This window comes from Arthrobacter sp. 05L421 (assembly GCF_056397785.1).
The window spans coordinates 157,155-173,163 of the sequence record NZ_JBFTOC010000004.1; the positions used below are offsets into that span (position 1 = coordinate 157,155).

Here is a 16,009-nt window from a genome sequence, read left to right on the forward strand (position 1 = left end):
GTGGGCACCCGGCGTCGGGCGTGATTAGTCGATGGCCGCCATGAGTTCGACGGCGCGTTCCAGGAACGCGTCCACCTGGCTTTCCTCGTAGCCGTCCCGGCCCACAGCGGGGCGGAACACGGCACGCCGGACGTTGTCCACGCTCAGCGGCTGGTCTTCCTCGAGGTAGCCGATCAGTTCGTGGCACAAATCGTCCACGTCGGTGATGTTGTAGCTGCGGGCCTTGGGCTTGGACGGGCGCCGGAAGCGCTGGCCGTCCGGGCGGTGCAGGCGCCCGCGCAGGACGCCCGCGAGCCGGCCGATTTCGCGCAGCCAGGCGTCCTCGCCGCGTTCGGCAACCAGCTCATCGCGCTCCCGACGGGCCAGGGCGTCTTCGAGCCGGTCCAGCGCGGCGTCCACGCCGGCCGCAGCGTAGCCGCCCTTCACAGGATCGAAGGACACGGCGCGGACGTCGGAGCTCTTGACGGCGCGGGCCGCCGCGGACGGAGCTTCAAATGACACCCGGGCGCGCTGCAGGAAATCGTCGACCTGCTTGGCGTTGTAGCCATACTGGTTCCGCTGCACGCGGTCAAAAGACGCAGGAATCTGCCGTTGAATGTCCACTGTTACTTTGTTCCTTTGATGCCGTTCGGCTGGTTTGCTCGGCACCATTCTAGGCGCCGGAAGTGCTGGTGCCGTGCTTCTAGGCGCCAGCGAGGGCCGAGAACAGGATGAACGCCACCGGCGAGGCGAAGACAATCGAGTCCAGACGGTCCATGACGCCTCCGTGACCGGGGAGGATGCTGCTCATATCCTTGATGCCGAGCTCGCGCTTGACCATCGATTCGGCGAGGTCGCCGGCGGTGGCGGCGGCCACCATGCCTACAGCGACCACGACGCCGAACCACCACGGCTCGCCCAACACGAAGATCATGGCGAGCACACCCACGATGACGGCACCGGCGATCGAGCCGGCGAAGCCTTCCCAGGTCTTCTTCGGGCTGATCTTGGGGGCCATCGGGTGCTTGCCCAGGGATGCGCCCACGAGGTAGCCGAAGGTGTCGTTGGCCACCACCAGGAGCAGCAGGGTGGCGATTTGCCAGGCTCCCTGCGGGATCACGCCGTCTGGCCACAGTCCCACCGGTGTCTCGCCGTCGGCGGTGTGCAGCAGCAGCGTCGCGAAGCTGATCAGGAACGGCACCCAGGACAGGGTGAAGACCCCCGCGAAGATGCTCCGCGCAGAACCGGCTGCACCTTCCAGGGTCCGCCACAACAGCACCGCCACGCTGCTGACGAGCATGGCAAAGAGCAGGCTTTCGAGGCCGCCGAAGTAGGCGGCGATCGGCATGGCGACCGTTCCGACCATCACAGGGACGATCGGCAGCCGGGTGCCTGCGGCCTCCAGCGCACGGTAAATTTCCCAGACGCCGAAGATCGCGAACGTGGCGGTCACCAGGACGAAGCCGAGCGGGAGGAAGAGCAGGCCGCCGAGGACGCACACGAGCATGCCCACACCCGAGCCGATGGCGGCGGGCAGGTTCCTGCCCGCCTTCGGCGTCGGGTTTTCGCGTTGCTTCCCCCGCCTCCGGGCGTGCGGCCCCGAGGTCTCGTTTGCCCGATCCATCAGACCTCGAGCAGCTCAGCTTCCTTGCGCTTGAGCAGCTCGTCAATCCCGTCCACGTGCGCCTTGGTCATGGCGTCGAGTTCCTTCTCGCCGCGTGCGCCTTCGTCTTCGCCGGCGTCGCCGTCCTTGACGAGCTTGTCCAGTGTTTCCTTGGCCTTGCGGCGGATATTGCGAATGGACACCTTCGCGTCCTCACCCTTGGACTTGACGATCTTGACGTATTCCTTGCGCCGTTCGCTGGTCAGCTCGGGAATGGTGATCCGGATGACGTTGCCGTCGTTGGAGGGGTTGGCGCCCACCTCGGAATCGCTCAGCGCGCGTTCGATGTCGCGCAGGGCGGTCTTGTCGTACGGGGTGATGAGGATGGTGCGGGCATCCGGGACCGCGAAGGAGGCCAGCTGCTGCAGCGGGGTCGGGGTGCCGTAGTACTCCACGACAACCTTGTTGTACAGGCCGGGCGTCGCGCGGCCGGTCCGGATCGAGGCGAAGTCGTCCTTGGCTACCTCAACTGCCTTGTCCATCTTGTCCCCGGCTTCGAGCAAGGTTTCTTCGATCACGGTCTCTCCTCAGAAATTGGTACGTCCCGGGGGCCGGGGCGCGGCACGTCTTCTTGTGCGCCTGTGTCTTCCGCCAGCCGGCGGAAAGGTCCTGAAAACATCCTAGCCGTTGCTACGGGGTGACGACGGTGCCCAGGTCTTCGCCCAGGATGGCGCGGGTGACATTGCCCTCGCCTTCCATGCCGAAGACCACCATTGTGAGGTTGTTGTCCTTGCACATGGTCATCGCGGTCTGGTCCATCACGCGGATGTCGCGGCGAAGGGCGTCGTCGTAGCTGAGGCGGTGCAGCTTCTCCGCCGACGGGTCCTTCTTCGGGTCAGAGGTGTAGACGCCGTCGACGCCGCTCTTGGCCATCAGGACGACGTCGGCGTGCACCTCCAGGGCGCGCTGGGCCGCAACGGTGTCGGTCGAGAAGTAAGGCAGGCCGGCGCCGGCGCCGAAGATGACAACCCGGCCCTTTTCCATGTGGCGGATGGCGCGGCGGGGAATGTAGGCCTCGGCCACCTGGCCCATGGTGATGGCGCTCTGCACGCGCGTTTCCACCCCGGCCTGTTCCAGGAAGTCCTGGAGCGCGAGGCAGTTCATGACGGTTCCGAGCATGCCCATGTAGTCGGCGCGGGAGCGGTCCATGCCGCTCTGGGACAGTTCGGCGCCGCGGAAGAAGTTGCCTCCGCCGACGACGATTGCGACCTCGACGTCGGGGACTGCGGCGGCGATCTGTTTGGCCACGCCGCGGACGGTATCCGGGTCAACGCCAAGTTTCCCGCCCCCGAAGACCTCGCCGGAGAGCTTCAAAAGGACGCGGCGCCTGTTCTTCTTTGGCTGGGCTGAAGTGGTGACGGTTTCCATGGTGCCTTCCCGTTGGTGAACTCTGAGTTAGGTTATCGTGCTGGGCGCTCAAGGCGGCATTCCGGCCGTGACCGGAACCGTGCCTCGGGCGTGCATGCAAAAGGGGTGGCCACCGTGGTGACCACCCCCTTAGCGTGCCTGGCTATTGCCTGACTGGTGTCTGGCTAGTCTCTGACTAGGATCCGACGCGGAAGCGCGTGAACGCGGTTCCCTTGACGCCGGCCTCTTCGAGGACCTGGGCGACAGACTTCTTGGCATCCTTGGCGAATGCCTGGTCGAGGAGAACCTCGCCCTTGTAGAAACCGGTGACGCGGCCTTCGACGATTTTGGTCATCGCAGCTTCGGGCTTGCCCTCGGCCTTGGCGGTTTCCTCGGCGATGCGGCGCTCGGACTCGACGAGCTCGGCCGGAACATCCTCGCGGGAGAGGTAGTTCGGGGACATCGCTGCGACGTGAACGGCGACGTCGTGGGCTGCGGTGGCAGCTGCTTCGCCTTCGCCGTCAACAGCAAAGAGCACGCCGACCTGGGCCGGGAGATCCTTGGAGGTCTTGTGCAGGTAAGCGTCGACCGTTGCGCCCTCGATGCGGGAGATGCGGCGGACAACAATCTTCTCGCCCAGAACAGCGCCCTCTTCGATGACGACCTCGGACAGCGGCTTGCCGTCGACGTCGGTGGCCAGCAGGGTCTCGAGGTCGGCAGCGCCGGACTCGACGGCCACGGTGAGGACCTTGTCAGCCAGCTGGATGAACTTGTCAGCCTTGGCGACGAAGTCGGTCTCGCAGTTGACTTCGATCATCACGCCGACGCCGTTGGAGACCTTGGCAGCAACCAGGCCTTCAGCGGTGGAGCGGCCTTCGCGCTTGGTGGCGCCCTTGAGGCCCTTGATGCGGATGATTTCGATGGCCTTCTCGGCGTCACCGTTGGCTTCGTCAAGAGCCTTCTTGACATCCATCATGCCGGCGCCGGTGCGCTCGCGCAGAGCCTTGATATCAGCGGCAGTGTAGTTCGCCATGTGAACCCCTCTGTCTAGAAATTTATGTGGTGTACGGACCGACAGGACGGCAGCTCACCGAGTGAGCGGCCATCCTGTCGGTACCCCCTATGCAGCTGAGCGCATGTGGGGAGATCCAGATTTACTTGTCTGACTACTTGGCTTCGTCGGCGGCCGGTGCTTCTTCAGCAGCCGGTGCAGCTTCAGCGGCGGGTGCCTCTTCGGCAGCCGGAGCAGCTTCAGCGGCGGGTGCCTCTTCGGCAGCCGGAGCAGCCTCAGCGGCGGGCGCTGCAGCAGCTTCAGCCTTGTTGCCTTCGAGGAGCTCGCGCTCCCACTCGGCCAGCGGCTCTTCCGGAGCTTCCGTGGTGCCGGTGGCGCGCTGGTTGCGGGCGATGAGACCCTCGGCAACGGCGTCGGCGACCACGCGGGTCAGCAGGTTGACGGAGCGGATGGCGTCGTCGTTACCCGGGATCGGGAAGTCGACTTCGTCGGGATCGCAGTTGGTGTCCAGGATGGCCACAACCGGGATGTTCAGCTTCTTGGCTTCGTCGACAGCAAGGTGTTCCTTCTTGGTGTCAACGATCCACAGCGCGGACGGCGCCTTGGTCAGGTTGCGGATACCACCGAGGTTGGTTTCCAGCTTGGTGAGTTCGCGGCGAAGGAGCAGCAGTTCCTTCTTGGTGTAAGCCGAACCGGCGACGTCGTCGAAGTCAATCTCTTCGAGTTCCTTCATGCGCTGGATGCGCTTGGAGACCGTCTGGAAGTTGGTCAGCATACCGCCGAGCCAACGCTGGTTGACGTACGGCTGGCCAACGCGGGTTGCCTGCTCGGCGATGGATTCCTGCGCCTGCTTCTTGGTGCCGACGAAGAGAACGGTGCCGCCGTGTGCAACGGTGGCCTTCACGAACTCGTAGGCACGGTCGATGTAGGACAGCGACTGCTGCAGGTCAATGATGTAGATACCGTTGCGTTCCGTGAAGATGAAGCGCTTCATCTTCGGGTTCCAACGGCGGGTCTGGTGTCCAAAGTGGACGCCGCTGTCAAGCAGCTGGCGCATAGTTACGACGGGCATGCCGACGCTCCTTCCGGCAGGTCATTCATGAGAGAGCCCATGGCTCTCTTACCCTGCCAATAGTTGACGGTTGTTTAGCATTCGCCCGGGGTGGGCGTTGCTCCTGGCATCCACTGCGCTTCCCATCCGTACCCGAAGGAACGGACCGCAGGAGGCACAGTCTTCCGCATCTGAAGTTTCAGGCTTCTTTTGAGGAGGGCTGGATACGCGTAGTCAGCCACTGCTCCCCCGCACCCCTGAATGAGGCGTGCCGGCTCGGACAACCACGAATTATCGCAACGTTCAAGCGTGAGGGCACAGCAAACTGCTCCACCAAGTGTACTACAGCGCCCCCGTACCGAAGGACGGTTTTCGCGGGGTCGCGGGGCGGGGTTTCGGGGCTCCGACGGGCGCCGCTGGGCATGTTTTTGCGGCGGCCGGAAGTACGGCCGGACGGCATGCGGGCGGGCGGCATGCGGCCGGGGCCGGTATCCGTCGTCGCGGGGGTAGCCGTCGTTGGGCGCAAACCGTGGCGGCCTCCCGGCAGGGCAGCATCCCTGCCGTCGGCCGCGGCCGTGCTGGGGGCTAGTGCACTGGCGCCCTCTGTCGCGGCGGTGATGCCGCCGCCCGTAACCGACCACGAATAGTCATGAGGATGGGGCAGCGGCGCCTTCGGACCGCACTTGAGGCTTATCCACATAGCCCTCGCGGGTGATTCCGCCCAGCGCGCCGCCGCGGCAGGCTGGGGCCATGAAGATCTCCCCCGGCCTTGCGGCACTGCTCCTGGCGCTGTCCCCCATCCCCGCAGATTCCGTCCCCGCGGCCTCCGGGGTCTCGGTTTCCACTCGGGTCTCGGTTTTCACGCGGATCTCGGTACCCACGCGGGTCTCGGTACCCACCCAGGTTTCGATATCCCCCGTCCGGGGCTCCCCGGGCACAGGGCCAGTCCCGGCACCTGCCTGGAGCTGGCCGCTCAGCCCGCGGCCGGCGGTTCTGCGCGCCTTCGATCCCCCGGCCAGGCCGTGGCTCAGCGGCCACCGCGGCGTCGACCTTGAGGCGTCGCAGGTTGGCGCCCCGCTCGTCTCGCCGGCTGCCGGCACGGTGAGCTTTGTCGGGATCGTGGTGGACCGGCCGGTCATCACGATCGATCACGGCAACGGGCTGCGCAGCAGTTTCGAGCCGGTGGCGAGTTTCCTGACGGCGGGGTCCGCCGTGGGAAAGGGCGACGTCCTGGGGCATGTAGAGGCCGGCCACTGCGGCCCGGCACCGCCCTGTCTCCACTGGGGCGTCCGCCGCGGCGAAGACTACGTCAACCCGCTGGCGTTCGTGATGGACCTGAGACCCTCTGTCCTGCTCCAGCCTATCGACGTCGGCCCATCATGAATGGCCCCTCATGAACGGCTCCCCCGTGAATTACTCCCTGTGAACGGCCGCCCCGTGCAGGCACGGCAGGCAGTCGTGGCGGCTGTCAGCGCGCCTTAGACGATCGCGGAAATTCCCGTGATCGCACGGCCGGTGACCAGGGTATTGATCTCGTGCGTGCCTTCGTAGGAGTAGATGGCTTCGGCGTCCGCGAAGACTTTGGCCATCTCGAAGTCCGTCACGATTCCGTTGCCGCCGAGGATGCTCCGGCCCAGCGCCACACTTTCGCGCATGCGCGCAGTGGTGAACGCCTTGGCCAGGGCGGACTGCTCGTCCTTCGCCTCGCCCGCGTCCTCCAGCTGGGAAAGCCTTACCATCATGCCCATGGAGCTGACCGCGTTGCCGAGGATCTGCACGAGCTGGTGCTGGATCAGCTGGAAGGAGGCAATCGGGCGGCCGAATTGGCTGCGTTCCACGGCGTAGCGCCGGGCGACGTCGAAGGCCGCGAGCTGCTGGCCCACCGCCTGCCAGGCCACGGCCAGGCGGGTGACTTTCAGGACCTTGTTGGTGTCGCGGAAGCTGTTGGCGTTGGCGAGCTTGAAGAATTCCGGCACCACCACGTTATCGAGCGTGATGTCGGCGTTCTGGACCGTGCGAAGCGAGATCTTGTTCTCGATCTTCACGGCGCTGTACCCCTCGGTCTTGGTGTCGACGAGGAAGCCTTTGACCTGGTTGTCATCGACGTCGCGGGCGTAAATGACCACCCAGTCGGAGAAGGTGGCGTTGCCGATCCAGCGCTTGGCTCCGTTGAGGACCCAGTTGCCGCCGTCGCGCCGTGCCGTGGTGCGGGTGCCGCCGGCGACGTCGGAGCCGCCGAGTGGCTCGGTGAGGCCGAAGGCGCCGATCTTCTTGAGTGAGTAGATCTCGGGAAGCCACGCGTCCTGTTGCTCCTGGGAGGCAAGGGCTTCGATGGAGCCGGTGAACAGCCCGTCATGGACGCCCATGAACGTCGCGATCGATGTGTCCGCGCGGGTGGCCTCGGCGTGCAGGATTCCGGCGAAGAGGTTCGAGTAGCCCTGCCTCTTGACCGGGCTGACCAGGTCGATTTCGGCAAGCTTCGGGATCAGCTCCATGGGGAACTCCGCGCGATTCCAGCAATCGACGGCGATCGGCCTGACCTCGCGCGCGAGGAACTCGCGGACCTCGGCCAGCCTGTCCTGCTCCTTGGCGCTGAGCAGCTGCTCGAACGCGAAGAAGTCGCCGTCGGCGTAGGGCAGGTTGTTAATGTCGATTGCAGCTTTGGGCATGATGTTCCTTCACTCGTGATCAGCGGCGACCAAAAGGGCGCGGACTTAGCGCCGGCGATATGTTACTCACGAGTAACATATCGCAGTCTGCTGGCGTCTGCAAGCACCGGCCCGACAAAAAAGAAGCCGCGGCCGACGTCGAACGTCAGCCACGGCTCCCGTGGTGCGGCCCCCGGATAAGGAGGATCCCGCAGAAATGTAGGGCTACTCGGACTTGAACCGAGGACCTTAGGATTAGCAGTTGCTGGTTTTCGTCAGTATTCGGTGGGTGTCGTTAGTGCCTAGATTCCGCGGCAGAATGACCAAATCAGCGCGCAGGGGTGCTCATCATCCTTCGTTACTTTTCGTTGTTTCCGGTGGGTAAGCGGTGGGCCAACAGTTACGCGAACGGGTCCCGCTCGGGTTCCGTCCGCAACTGGCCGGCCTTATCCTGCTCCCGGATCCACGCCACGAGGCGCACGACGTCGTCCTCGTGGAGCAGGATGCGGCGGTTGCTTAGCCGGGTGTAGATGCCGGAGGTCCGGCAGTAGCTGCGCAGCGTTGACTTGCTGATGCCAAGCTCGGGAGCGACTTCCTCGGGCGTCCGAAACAACGCCTTGGTCGGGAGCTCCGTCGAGGGGTGACGTTCTTCTGGCGGGCCTGGCCATCCCTTGACGTCTTCCCCGTACTGGCTTAGTGGCTGGTGCCCGCCTTTCGGTTCCGTGGGAAGGGATCTCAACCAGTCTTGGAGTTCATCGGCCAGGATGATCGGTTTGCTATTGGCATATCGGGCCAGGAGGTCGTGGCGACGTATGGCGATGCTTAGCGTACGGGCGCTGTAGCCGGTGGCAGCGGCCGCCTCTTGGAGGCTGTACGCGAGCTTCGGCTTTGCCACGTTGGAGCTCGAGTCTTGACTCATGCCGTCGATACTAGGTGCCGGCGCGTGCCACAGCGGTTCGCCCTCGTTCGAACCGCGAGCCCCGATCCTGGCACCGGACTATCGGGACGGGTGCAAGGCGCAGATGATCTCGCCCGCTTCGAAGGCTCGGGTAAGTTCGGCAAGATCGGCTTGGACGCTGGGCAGCTGAATAGCCTTCAGCCCGCGGCCGTAGCGGACAGTGTTACTGGCTATGTGCAGTCGTTGATAGCGGGCCCTGATTTCCAAGTACAGCGTGCTGACTATCTCGTTGATCCCATATGACGTCGAGGAGAGACCACCCTTGGAGTGCTTACTAACGTACCGGTCCTCAGGGTGGATTTTCAGGCTGATCTTGGAGAGACGGTGAGGGTCATCGAACACCGGGTCGGCTAGGAACGATGCTCGGATGAGGTGGTAGGCGGAGTAGAAACCGCAAACCGCGGACCACTCCTGCTCGGTGTCGAACATCACGGCGGCTAGTTTGGCATGATCCTTAGCCCTGGAGACGCTGGTTGAGATGTCCCTAATGTCGGCTGCGGGGCTCATGCGAAGGAATACTGACGCTGGCTGATCGAGTGTCGATCGGCAGCTTCCTCCGGGTCCGCTTCATCATCGATACGGAATTCGATGGAGGCTTCGTCCATGAAGAGCATCTGGACGTCTAAAAGCTTGTCAATAGCTCGCAGCTGCTCGGCGTCGGAGTTGTCAGCCAGCACGAACGCGATCGTGCAGCTGGCGTCTCGTGCATCGAAGGTGACGGTCAGGGAATGCAGCCGCTCGCGAGTGATGGCGTCCACGGCGTGCTCGCCGATAGACCGCGTCAATATTTCGTTTTCGTCCATTGGCGTCCCCATGAACCCCAATGTACCGGTAGGTGTCAATACTTGGTACATCTTGTGGCGGATACGTCGTCACCCGGGTAGGAACCCCGGTAGCCGGCGGCTCCACTGGATGGCGCGCAGTTTCTCGGGGCAGCGCCGGTATTCTTCGATGTCACACTCGGAGTCCGTGACGCGGCGGACGTTGCCGGCGGGGATCCACGCCCAGTGTTTGTGGTCTGCGTCGTCGGCCCATGCAACGAGGATGTAGGAGGGGTTCCAGCGTTCGGCGACGGCGTAGACATCGACCGTGGCGCCGCCGGCCAGCGGGACGGTGGCCATGATCTTCGGGTAGTTCCCGTACTCCCACGAACGCGTCTCCTCCGCCGGATGCCCAGGGTCCGGCCGGATGTATTCGTAGGTTTCCCCGTCGAGGGTGAACGATGCCATTGCGCAAGACTAAAGTAGTTGGATGAATCTCGTCGAATTCCTTGAGGCCCGCATTTCTGAGCAGGAGGAGCACCTCCAAGGACGAGGTTTCACACAGGAACCGAGCGCCGAAGAGGCGAGCGAGGACATCGCAATCCCCGCAACTTTGAACGAGGCGCTGCTGTCGGAATGTGCCCAGAAGCGAGGGATCCTGGCCGCATGGAGAGTTGCTGCCGAGGCAGAAGGAATCATTGATCCGGCGGAGGCCGAGGGAACCGTGACTCTTGCCCGACGTTGCGGAGGAGCACTCCCAACGCTATCAGTTGCGGGTGTACAGCGACGGGTCTAGCCTGTGGAACAGGAAGTGGCCCGAGGTAACTGGTTGTTGGGGGTGGGCCAACTCCGCGCACCCCACCGAGGACCGACAAAGCGCCCCCAGCGAATCCGGGATAACCGGACGGCTGGGGGCGTTCGTGTGTCTACTTCTTGACCGGTGCGAGCCAGGACGGATAGTCCCCTGCTCATCCGAAGATGGCGTGGGCCTGTGGTGTGTGCCTAATCGAGCAGGAAGGTGATCCCGTTCAGTGGGCGCCAGGAAGAAGTAACTACCGAAGACCAGCATTCGATGGTGCCCGTGTTGTTCACCCGGACCGCCATCGTCGCGGTCGTGTTGGACGATTGGGAGAACTGGACGCTGGCAGGCGGGATCATGCCGGCTGGCAGCGTGGCGACTGTCACAAAAGTGGCACCTGCTGCGGAGCCATTCAAAGGCTGCCCACGAAGACGCACCTCGTTGCCGATGCGGCGGGCTTGGATGTTCACGCCACCGCCGATAGTCCACCCGGTCGCTGGCGTGAGCGTAACCCAGCCGGTGTCGCGGACAAAGTTCGCGAGCGGCCGGGCCTTGATGTGCGATCCGTCGATTCGGTTGTGCTGAAGGACCAGCATTTTCCCGTCGGCCGTGACCGCGGGGTTGTTGTTGACGATTTGCCCGGTGACGAGCTTCCCGTCTAGGTTCGTCGCGCCTTCACATTCATAGACGAAGGCGTTGTTCGTGAGGTAGCCGGGCTTCAGGACGTTTACCGCTGCTTGAAAATCCGCCTTGCCGTAGTCCCTGATCGCGAGCAATTTGCCGGTGAAGTCATAGACGAGGATGCCGGGGTTTGTGGACTGATCGCCGGTCAGGATATAGAGGTTTGACCCGACGATCGCGATGTTCTGCGTCTTGCCTATGTCCTGCCCTGGGTTCTCTAGCGGGACGGTCGCGAGCAGCGATGGCATGCCAGCTTGAATAGACGCCCACGAGTAAATGAAGAACTTCGTGGCGGTGTGACTATAAGCGTCCGAGGTGATGAACGTGTCGCCGTTCACGTCGGACTTGAACGGCCCGTTGATTGCGATGGGCGAGCCGAGGGTGTTCGTTGTGTAGTTGAAGATGCTGTACGTGCTGGTGACGCCGGTTTCGGGGGTGGTGCGGACGATGAAGCACAGGTCCCCGTTGGTGTTTTTGAACCACGGCAGGCCCTCGGACCAGGCTGGGCCAGTCACCGAGATCTGCTTGCTGGACTTCCGGGCCCCTGTCGTGAGGTCGCGGATGTCAATCCGGAGGACCGCTGCCGGGCCGTCCGCGTTGGAGACGTACAGCTCATTGTCAGCTTTGTTGATGGAGATGCCCTGAGGCCAAAGCGTTTCGCCGTTCTCGCGGACGGGGAACTCGCAAAGGATCGCCACGGTGTTTAGGTAGGCGAGCGGGTCAGAGGCTGCGATGATCGCCGCCTTCTCGACCTTCCCGGCAACGTTGGAAGGCTTCGCGCCATCAGGAAGGTTCGCGTCGGCGACTTTGACGGAAGCGGGGAGGGTGAAGTTGTCACCTACAGTGACGATGCGGTTAGTCATTGGTCATTCTCCGATCAGGTAGAAGCCGGGGTTCAGGGGGTCCTCGATCAGTTGCCCGCTGGACGTGGGGAAGTAAAAGCCTGGGTTGCTCGGGTCTGGGAGGACTGAAGCCCCAGGATTCGCGGGCTTATCGGACGGGGTTGATGCGACACTTGCTGGCATTGGGTTTCTCCTATGGGTTCTCGGTTTGGGTACAAAAAAGCCCGCCATGAGCGGGCTTTAGGGGGACGTGCTTGACGGCGCGGGAGGATGCACTTTTGCCATTCGATGTAGGTTCACGGTCTCAAGGAAGAAGGCCAGGAAACCGATCTTTCCGGGGGGCCACTCGTAATGACGGGCCCACTCAAACCTTTCCCGCTTCCACCTCTCCGGATCGGACCAAACGGCATCCTCGGCGAGGTGTGCAGGCAGAGGCAACCCGGGCCCGGCATCCTGCTTCCGCCTAACCACGACGGACGCCCGACGCTGGGCGGACACGGCCGGCGCCGGGAAGGTCATCATCAAGAGCCGGGATCTGCAGAGTCATCAGCATGCGGGCTAGCGCTAGGCGCTGTTGCCGGGACTCGGCGATCGCGGGGTGTAGCCGGCTCCCCTGGGAGGAGGGAATCATCACCCCGTCGTTTCGGACGGCTCTGTCCAGCTCCCGGATGTAGTCACGCGTCCGACAAGCCTCCTCGAGCAAAGCCAGCTCATGCTGCGCCAGTTCGAACTCGGAAGTCGAGGAGTCCCACAACTTCCTCCCGGCGGCCTTGAGCCCTGTAGGGGTCTTCGGTTCCATCAAATCTCCTTGTCACACTTACTCCGCGGAATCACGCGGAACTTGGAATTCAGTCAGATCATGCGACCTCAGGCGGCGATCTAAGGGCCTCAAAAACGCCCGGATCGCAGCCATTCCCGCGAGGCCTTGAAGACCCTGAAACCATAGATTCCGGGGCCGCTAGCCCCCTCAGGGGCCTCACACTTCGTGCGGCACGGGGGGATTTTGCGCTATGCCCGGGGAGCGAGCGCGAGAGGGGACCCCAGGGGACCTCCCCCTGGGTCCGTTCGGGGGCGGCGTGAGCCATTCCGGCGCCTACCATCGACGGCTTGTGCGTAGTGGTTTGGCAGCGCGCACTGTGACGGTCTTCGGGGCGGGTTTGTCGCCCTTGGACTGGTTGCAGCGGCGACAGACCACTTGCACGGCGTCGAGCCTGTCTTGTCCGCCTCTTGCGTGTGCGGTGATGTGGTCTACTTCTGCGCTGGACGGCGTGAGGCTGATGAGGTAGTTGAGGGGCACCTTGCAGTAGGGGCAGATGGTTAGCCCTTGTGCCTGAGCCAAGTGCAGCGCACGCTTGCGTATCTTCTTCCACGTGCTGGTGCCTGTCCTGCTGGTTGCCATGTGGCGATTGTCCTTTCTGGTTGGGGTGCGGTGCGGCCAGCCCTTGAATGGGCTGGCCGCAGGCGTCTCGGGTCCGTTGCTTTAGCTCATGGTCTCGGCTTCTGCCGGTAGAGCTTGGCGCCGGCGGCTAGCGTGCCAGGCGCAGCCGCCGCCGACGGTTTTGGGGGCTCGACGGCGGTCTTGCCGTGTTTGGTTTCGTAGATCTTGCGGCCGTCGGCCACGCTCTTTTTCTCGGTCATGGCTGTCGGCTAGCCCCTCGAGACGTAGCTAAGGCTGATAGGTTCCCAAGGATCCTCGGCCGCCCCGGCTGCTGCTTTCGCTGCCCTGTACTCCGTGTGGGCTTCGCTGTTGTGCAGCTCGTGGTATTCGGCGAGCGTAGGGAAGTGGAGGGTGGCGCCTGCTTCGATGAGTTGCATCCACCAACTGAGGGTTCCCTGTTCAGCGCCATTCGCCATGTCGACGGTGTTGGGTTCAGTGGTGTAGGCGGCGGGAGCGTCGAAGGCTCCTGGGTGGAGTTTGCGACGGAGTTTGTCGATCTGGCCGAGTTTGACGACAAGATCGGTTGCTTCTTTGATGGCGGCGGCGCGGGCGAAGTCCTGGGCGCTGATTGCTGCGTTCATGTCCCATCCCCAGCCGTGTGCTTCGGCTAGCTCTTTGAGCCGGTTGACCGCGGGTTCGAACACCTGTGTGCGGAGGGTTTGAATGGTTGTGTCTGCAGCCGCGTTGACGGCGTCTGCCTGGCGGAACTTGGCCCGGCTTCGGACTGCTTCGACGAGCGGCTGGATGTGGGTGTCGGCCGCGTGCCGGCTCATGGCTTCGGACGGGTCTTGTCCGTTGAGGACGAGGTCCGCGGCTTCGGCAAGGTAGTCCGCGCTGGGGTATACGGCTTGGATGAGTTCGTTGGCGTTGATCACCTCGCGTCGGGTGAGCTCGGCTGGGAGGTAATCCTTGAGCGGCAGTGCGGCGCTGGTGAACTGGCCGAGCTGGTCATCGAGGAGGTCGGCGTTGATGGCGTGGGTTGCATAGATGGTCATGGTGACTCCTGTTTTTCGGTTGGGAAGAGCATCAGCAGGTCGGCGAGGATGTGCGCTTTGTCCTCTATGTCTTGGGCGGTGTCGCCGTTTACGTGGTGGTGGTGTTCGTAGGGGATTCCCCAGAATGCGATGACCCGCCACTTGGCTACTTCGAGCCGCAGTTCTGTTAGGTCGGTCATCTGCTCTTGGGGGCGGTGCGGCGGGGGCCCTGTTGCTTCGGCTTCGGGGATCTGGGTCATGGTGTGGTCTTTCCCGCGGGCCCGGCTTCGTGGTGGCGGCGAAAATCGATGACGTCCAGGATCTGTGTCGCGACGGAAACGGCATGGGCTTCGGTCAGGACCATCCAGCCGCCGGTGCTTTCCTGCTTGATGCGGACGCCGGGGTGCCACTGTCCATCGGGGCTCTCGAGCATGGCGCGGGTGGCCTTGACGGGGCCGGCGTTCTTTGCCCACTTTTCTGCTGGTGCTCGGAATGTCATCGTGTTTTCTTTCTGTTCGGTGTTCGGCTTGGAAATTGGATGTAGTAGCCGAACTGGTTGGGTGGCATCCAGTAACGGACTGCGTCGTCGTTGGTTTTTGAGCAGGTGGATCCGAAGAGGACCTTGTCTCCGGGCTGGATTGGCTGGCGGCCTTCGTGCTGCATTCGCTGGTGTTCTTCGTCGCCGCAGTGGGGGCAGATCACGGTGACTGACAGCATGTTGACCGAGACGGGGTTGATGGTCGGGTACAGGGCCATCTGTCAGCTCCGGTGAAACCGGCTAGTCATGCCGTCGAGGATGTTGGGGCTGGCGAGTCCGCGCCGGACTAGGTCAATTGCGAGCTTGCCGGGCCGTGGCGCCGCCACGATGACCTGGGCGGCCACCTTCTTGCGCTTCTGCTGCCCGATGTCGTGCTTCTGTGGCATTTACTTCTCCTGGTCGTTCGATCGGCGGTCTTGGATGAGGGGTTGTTCAAAGTCGTCGGCGTGGTCGTGCAGCTGGTCGGCGAGCGTCCTGGCTTGGTCGTGTGTCAGATGGAGCAGGAAGCGTGCTCCCCGGAACAGTCCAAGTCCGGGGCGGTCTGGCTCGCCAGGCATCCGCCAGACCCAAGGCCGCACGCCCACACGGGGGTAACGGCTGGCGCCTGCTTCCGTGGGTGATCCGGCGTTCTGAGTGGTCATGAGGCTTCCCGTTCTTTGTAGTTCGGCAGCTTCTCGAGAGCTGCGAGTTGCCGGGACCGCTGATCCTCGAATGACAGCCCTTCATCCAAGGCGGCGAGTTCGTCCGCACGCGCGTTGGTGAGACTAAAAGCGTTGGCGATTTGTATTCCTCCCTGTTTTTCCTCGGGTACTCCTCCGTGTGGTTCCTCAGTACTCCTAGGCATGAACGGATCGTTCAGGCTGTTCCGAACGTTTCGTTCAGGCACCTGCCTGAACGTTTCATTCGGTAGTGCCTGAATGTCGCGTTCAGGCTCCTGCATGAACGGAGCGTTCAGGCTGCGGGGCACTTGGGTCCAGGTGACGTCACGCCCTGACCCCTTCGACTGAAACGTGAAGTCGAGGTCCAAAGTGATGGCATATTCGGCCCTGACCCTCATTCGTGCCTGTCCACTGGAGACGATCGCACCGGCTTCACGGAGCGAGGCGAAGACCTGCATGGACACTCGTTCGGCACTGGCGCGCTTGCCTTCGCAGTCGAGTCCGAGCGCAGATGCCACGGCTTCCCAGCCTCCGAAATACCGTGGGGGCTTGTCAGTGTCGAGGGCCATGTTTGCCATGAACGCCAGGGCGCGTGCCTCCCGGTGGCTGAGGTGTCGCCAGTTGGCGAATACCTTGGCTACGTTCGTTGCTCCCATGAA

General features: G+C 63.4%; 25 protein-coding genes. 2 read left to right on the plus strand and 23 right to left on the minus strand.

What is annotated here, in order from left to right; translation table 11 throughout:
- Positions 1–24: 24 nt before the first annotated feature.
- From AC1DKQ_RS07310 to rpsB, 6 genes are all read right to left on the minus strand, one after another.
- Positions 25–651: a DivIVA domain-containing protein gene (locus AC1DKQ_RS07310; protein WP_476883983.1), complete on the minus strand. Its 627-nt coding sequence runs from the start codon at positions 649–651 to the stop codon at positions 25–27.
- 31 nt (positions 652–682) lie between these two features.
- Positions 683–1,603, minus strand: a complete 921-nt coding sequence (locus tag AC1DKQ_RS07315; RefSeq protein WP_476883984.1) for a phosphatidate cytidylyltransferase — start codon at positions 1,601–1,603, stop codon at positions 683–685.
- Entirely contained in the window at positions 1,603–2,160 is a 558-nt protein-coding gene (frr, locus tag AC1DKQ_RS07320) for a ribosome recycling factor (RefSeq protein WP_277526082.1), read from the minus strand. The genes AC1DKQ_RS07315 and frr overlap by 1 nt, the downstream gene beginning before the upstream one ends.
- Positions 2,161–2,272: 112 nt before the next feature.
- Positions 2,273–3,010: a UMP kinase gene (pyrH, locus tag AC1DKQ_RS07325; protein ID WP_277526083.1), complete on the minus strand. Its 738-nt coding sequence runs from the start codon at positions 3,008–3,010 to the stop codon at positions 2,273–2,275.
- A gap of 175 nt (positions 3,011–3,185) precedes the next feature.
- Complete coding sequence (gene tsf, locus AC1DKQ_RS07330; RefSeq protein WP_476883985.1) at positions 3,186–4,022, minus strand: translation elongation factor Ts; 837 nt, start codon at positions 4,020–4,022, stop codon at positions 3,186–3,188.
- 133 nt (positions 4,023–4,155) lie between these two features.
- The gene (gene rpsB / locus AC1DKQ_RS07335; RefSeq protein WP_277526085.1) at positions 4,156–5,073 is read right to left on the minus strand and encodes a 30S ribosomal protein S2; all 918 of its coding nucleotides are present in this window, start codon (positions 5,071–5,073) and stop codon (positions 4,156–4,158) included.
- Positions 5,074–5,802: 729 nt separating this feature from the next.
- Between rpsB and AC1DKQ_RS07340 the strand changes: the two genes are divergently transcribed.
- Positions 5,803–6,435, plus strand: a complete 633-nt coding sequence (locus AC1DKQ_RS07340) for a M23 family metallopeptidase (protein ID WP_476883986.1) — start codon at positions 5,803–5,805, stop codon at positions 6,433–6,435.
- Positions 6,436–6,530: 95 nt separating this feature from the next.
- On the opposite strand, the gene AC1DKQ_RS07345 is transcribed toward AC1DKQ_RS07340, so the two are convergent.
- The 5 genes from AC1DKQ_RS07345 to AC1DKQ_RS07365 all read right to left on the minus strand — a co-directional run bounded on the left by AC1DKQ_RS07345 (position 6,531) and on the right by AC1DKQ_RS07365 (position 9,887).
- Positions 6,531–7,721 (minus strand): acyl-CoA dehydrogenase family protein, encoded by a 1,191-nt coding sequence (locus AC1DKQ_RS07345; RefSeq protein ID WP_476918547.1) that lies wholly within the window; start codon positions 7,719–7,721, stop codon positions 6,531–6,533.
- Positions 7,722–8,100: 379 nt separating this feature from the next.
- The gene (locus AC1DKQ_RS07350; RefSeq protein ID WP_476918548.1) at positions 8,101–8,619 is read right to left on the minus strand and encodes a helix-turn-helix domain-containing protein; all 519 of its coding nucleotides are present in this window, start codon (positions 8,617–8,619) and stop codon (positions 8,101–8,103) included.
- Positions 8,620–8,697: 78 nt separating this feature from the next.
- Positions 8,698–9,165: a hypothetical protein gene (locus AC1DKQ_RS07355; protein WP_476918549.1), complete on the minus strand. Its 468-nt coding sequence runs from the start codon at positions 9,163–9,165 to the stop codon at positions 8,698–8,700.
- Positions 9,162–9,461, minus strand: a complete 300-nt coding sequence (locus AC1DKQ_RS07360; protein WP_476918550.1) for a hypothetical protein — start codon at positions 9,459–9,461, stop codon at positions 9,162–9,164. The genes AC1DKQ_RS07355 and AC1DKQ_RS07360 overlap by 4 nt, the downstream gene beginning before the upstream one ends.
- Before the next feature lie 69 nt (positions 9,462–9,530).
- The gene (locus AC1DKQ_RS07365) at positions 9,531–9,887 is read right to left on the minus strand and encodes a hypothetical protein (RefSeq protein WP_476918551.1); all 357 of its coding nucleotides are present in this window, start codon (positions 9,885–9,887) and stop codon (positions 9,531–9,533) included.
- A gap of 22 nt (positions 9,888–9,909) precedes the next feature.
- Here AC1DKQ_RS07365 and AC1DKQ_RS07370 point away from each other — a divergent pair, with 22 nt between their 5' ends.
- Positions 9,910–10,215, plus strand: a complete 306-nt coding sequence (locus AC1DKQ_RS07370; RefSeq protein WP_476918552.1) for a hypothetical protein — start codon at positions 9,910–9,912, stop codon at positions 10,213–10,215.
- Positions 10,216–10,421: 206 nt separating this feature from the next.
- Here AC1DKQ_RS07370 and AC1DKQ_RS07375 read toward each other — a convergent pair whose 3' ends face one another.
- From AC1DKQ_RS07375 to AC1DKQ_RS07430, 12 genes are all read right to left on the minus strand, one after another.
- On the minus strand, positions 10,422–11,762 hold the full coding sequence (locus AC1DKQ_RS07375) for a hypothetical protein (protein WP_476918553.1): 1,341 nt from the start codon (positions 11,760–11,762) through the stop codon (positions 10,422–10,424).
- A gap of 3 nt (positions 11,763–11,765) precedes the next feature.
- Positions 11,766–11,924 (minus strand): hypothetical protein, encoded by a 159-nt coding sequence (locus AC1DKQ_RS07380; RefSeq protein WP_476918554.1) that lies wholly within the window; start codon positions 11,922–11,924, stop codon positions 11,766–11,768.
- A gap of 280 nt (positions 11,925–12,204) precedes the next feature.
- Positions 12,205–12,540, minus strand: a complete 336-nt coding sequence (locus AC1DKQ_RS07385) for a terminase (RefSeq protein WP_476918555.1) — start codon at positions 12,538–12,540, stop codon at positions 12,205–12,207.
- Positions 12,541–12,834: 294 nt separating this feature from the next.
- Positions 12,835–13,140, minus strand: coding sequence for an HNH endonuclease (locus AC1DKQ_RS07390; protein ID WP_476918556.1), 306 nt, complete (start codon positions 13,138–13,140; stop codon positions 12,835–12,837).
- 86 nt (positions 13,141–13,226) lie between these two features.
- A complete protein-coding gene (locus tag AC1DKQ_RS07395) occupies positions 13,227–13,379 on the minus strand; it encodes a hypothetical protein (RefSeq protein WP_476918557.1) in 153 nt (50 codons plus the stop codon).
- Between the two features lie 9 nt (positions 13,380–13,388).
- Complete coding sequence (locus tag AC1DKQ_RS07400) at positions 13,389–14,174, minus strand: hypothetical protein (RefSeq protein ID WP_476918558.1); 786 nt, start codon at positions 14,172–14,174, stop codon at positions 13,389–13,391.
- Positions 14,171–14,413 (minus strand): hypothetical protein, encoded by a 243-nt coding sequence (locus AC1DKQ_RS07405; RefSeq protein ID WP_476918559.1) that lies wholly within the window; start codon positions 14,411–14,413, stop codon positions 14,171–14,173. The genes AC1DKQ_RS07400 and AC1DKQ_RS07405 overlap by 4 nt, the downstream gene beginning before the upstream one ends.
- Positions 14,410–14,652 (minus strand): hypothetical protein, encoded by a 243-nt coding sequence (locus tag AC1DKQ_RS07410; protein WP_476918560.1) that lies wholly within the window; start codon positions 14,650–14,652, stop codon positions 14,410–14,412. The genes AC1DKQ_RS07405 and AC1DKQ_RS07410 overlap by 4 nt, the downstream gene beginning before the upstream one ends.
- Positions 14,649–14,909 carry a hypothetical protein gene (locus AC1DKQ_RS07415; protein ID WP_476918561.1) on the minus strand — a complete coding sequence of 87 codons (261 nt, stop codon included), beginning with the start codon at positions 14,907–14,909 and terminating at the stop codon, positions 14,649–14,651. Before AC1DKQ_RS07415 ends, AC1DKQ_RS07410 begins: the two co-directional genes overlap by 4 nt.
- A gap of 3 nt (positions 14,910–14,912) precedes the next feature.
- Complete coding sequence (locus tag AC1DKQ_RS07420) at positions 14,913–15,077, minus strand: hypothetical protein (protein WP_476918562.1); 165 nt, start codon at positions 15,075–15,077, stop codon at positions 14,913–14,915.
- A complete protein-coding gene (locus tag AC1DKQ_RS07425) occupies positions 15,078–15,332 on the minus strand; it encodes a hypothetical protein (protein ID WP_476918563.1) in 255 nt (84 codons plus the stop codon). It abuts the gene before it with no gap.
- Positions 15,329–16,006 (minus strand): hypothetical protein, encoded by a 678-nt coding sequence (locus AC1DKQ_RS07430; RefSeq protein WP_476918564.1) that lies wholly within the window; start codon positions 16,004–16,006, stop codon positions 15,329–15,331. The genes AC1DKQ_RS07425 and AC1DKQ_RS07430 overlap by 4 nt, the downstream gene beginning before the upstream one ends.
- Positions 16,007–16,009 lie beyond the last annotated feature (3 nt).

What these genes read in the sequence shown, in the direction of transcription:
- AC1DKQ_RS07370 (WP_476918552.1), top strand. Translation starts at nt 9,910, where the DNA reads ATGAATCTCGTCGAATTCCTTGAGGCCCGCATTTCTGAGCAGGAGGAG.
- AC1DKQ_RS07380 (WP_476918554.1), bottom strand. Translation starts at nt 11,924, where the DNA reads ATGCCAGCAAGTGTCGCATCAACCCCGTCCGATAAGCCCGCGAATCCT.
- AC1DKQ_RS07360 (WP_476918550.1), bottom strand. Translation starts at nt 9,461, where the DNA reads ATGGACGAAAACGAAATATTGACGCGGTCTATCGGCGAGCACGCCGTG.
- AC1DKQ_RS07385 (WP_476918555.1), bottom strand. Translation starts at nt 12,540, where the DNA reads ATGGAACCGAAGACCCCTACAGGGCTCAAGGCCGCCGGGAGGAAGTTG.
- AC1DKQ_RS07410 (WP_476918560.1), bottom strand. Translation starts at nt 14,652, where the DNA reads ATGACATTCCGAGCACCAGCAGAAAAGTGGGCAAAGAACGCCGGCCCC.
- AC1DKQ_RS07425 (WP_476918563.1), bottom strand. Translation starts at nt 15,332, where the DNA reads ATGACCACTCAGAACGCCGGATCACCCACGGAAGCAGGCGCCAGCCGT.
- AC1DKQ_RS07400 (WP_476918558.1), bottom strand. Translation starts at nt 14,174, where the DNA reads ATGACCATCTATGCAACCCACGCCATCAACGCCGACCTCCTCGATGAC.
- AC1DKQ_RS07405 (WP_476918559.1), bottom strand. Translation starts at nt 14,413, where the DNA reads ATGACCCAGATCCCCGAAGCCGAAGCAACAGGGCCCCCGCCGCACCGC.
- AC1DKQ_RS07365 (WP_476918551.1), bottom strand. Translation starts at nt 9,887, where the DNA reads ATGGCATCGTTCACCCTCGACGGGGAAACCTACGAATACATCCGGCCG.
- AC1DKQ_RS07355 (WP_476918549.1), bottom strand. Translation starts at nt 9,165, where the DNA reads ATGAGCCCCGCAGCCGACATTAGGGACATCTCAACCAGCGTCTCCAGG.
- AC1DKQ_RS07395 (WP_476918557.1), bottom strand. Translation starts at nt 13,379, where the DNA reads ATGACCGAGAAAAAGAGCGTGGCCGACGGCCGCAAGATCTACGAAACC.
- AC1DKQ_RS07415 (WP_476918561.1), bottom strand. Translation starts at nt 14,909, where the DNA reads ATGGCCCTGTACCCGACCATCAACCCCGTCTCGGTCAACATGCTGTCA.
- AC1DKQ_RS07375 (WP_476918553.1), bottom strand. Translation starts at nt 11,762, where the DNA reads ATGACTAACCGCATCGTCACTGTAGGTGACAACTTCACCCTCCCCGCT.
- AC1DKQ_RS07310 (WP_476883983.1), bottom strand. Translation starts at nt 651, where the DNA reads ATGGTGCCGAGCAAACCAGCCGAACGGCATCAAAGGAACAAAGTAACA.
- AC1DKQ_RS07350 (WP_476918548.1), bottom strand. Translation starts at nt 8,619, where the DNA reads ATGAGTCAAGACTCGAGCTCCAACGTGGCAAAGCCGAAGCTCGCGTAC.
- AC1DKQ_RS07340 (WP_476883986.1), top strand. Translation starts at nt 5,803, where the DNA reads ATGAAGATCTCCCCCGGCCTTGCGGCACTGCTCCTGGCGCTGTCCCCC.
- AC1DKQ_RS07345 (WP_476918547.1), bottom strand. Translation starts at nt 7,721, where the DNA reads ATGCCCAAAGCTGCAATCGACATTAACAACCTGCCCTACGCCGACGGC.
- AC1DKQ_RS07390 (WP_476918556.1), bottom strand. Translation starts at nt 13,140, where the DNA reads ATGGCAACCAGCAGGACAGGCACCAGCACGTGGAAGAAGATACGCAAG.
- AC1DKQ_RS07420 (WP_476918562.1), bottom strand. Translation starts at nt 15,077, where the DNA reads ATGCCACAGAAGCACGACATCGGGCAGCAGAAGCGCAAGAAGGTGGCC.
- pyrH (WP_277526083.1), bottom strand. Translation starts at nt 3,010, where the DNA reads ATGGAAACCGTCACCACTTCAGCCCAGCCAAAGAAGAACAGGCGCCGC.
- AC1DKQ_RS07315 (WP_476883984.1), bottom strand. Translation starts at nt 1,603, where the DNA reads ATGGATCGGGCAAACGAGACCTCGGGGCCGCACGCCCGGAGGCGGGGG.
- tsf (WP_476883985.1), bottom strand. Translation starts at nt 4,022, where the DNA reads ATGGCGAACTACACTGCCGCTGATATCAAGGCTCTGCGCGAGCGCACC.
- AC1DKQ_RS07430 (WP_476918564.1), bottom strand. Translation starts at nt 16,006, where the DNA reads ATGGGAGCAACGAACGTAGCCAAGGTATTCGCCAACTGGCGACACCTC.
- rpsB (WP_277526085.1), bottom strand. Translation starts at nt 5,073, where the DNA reads ATGCCCGTCGTAACTATGCGCCAGCTGCTTGACAGCGGCGTCCACTTT.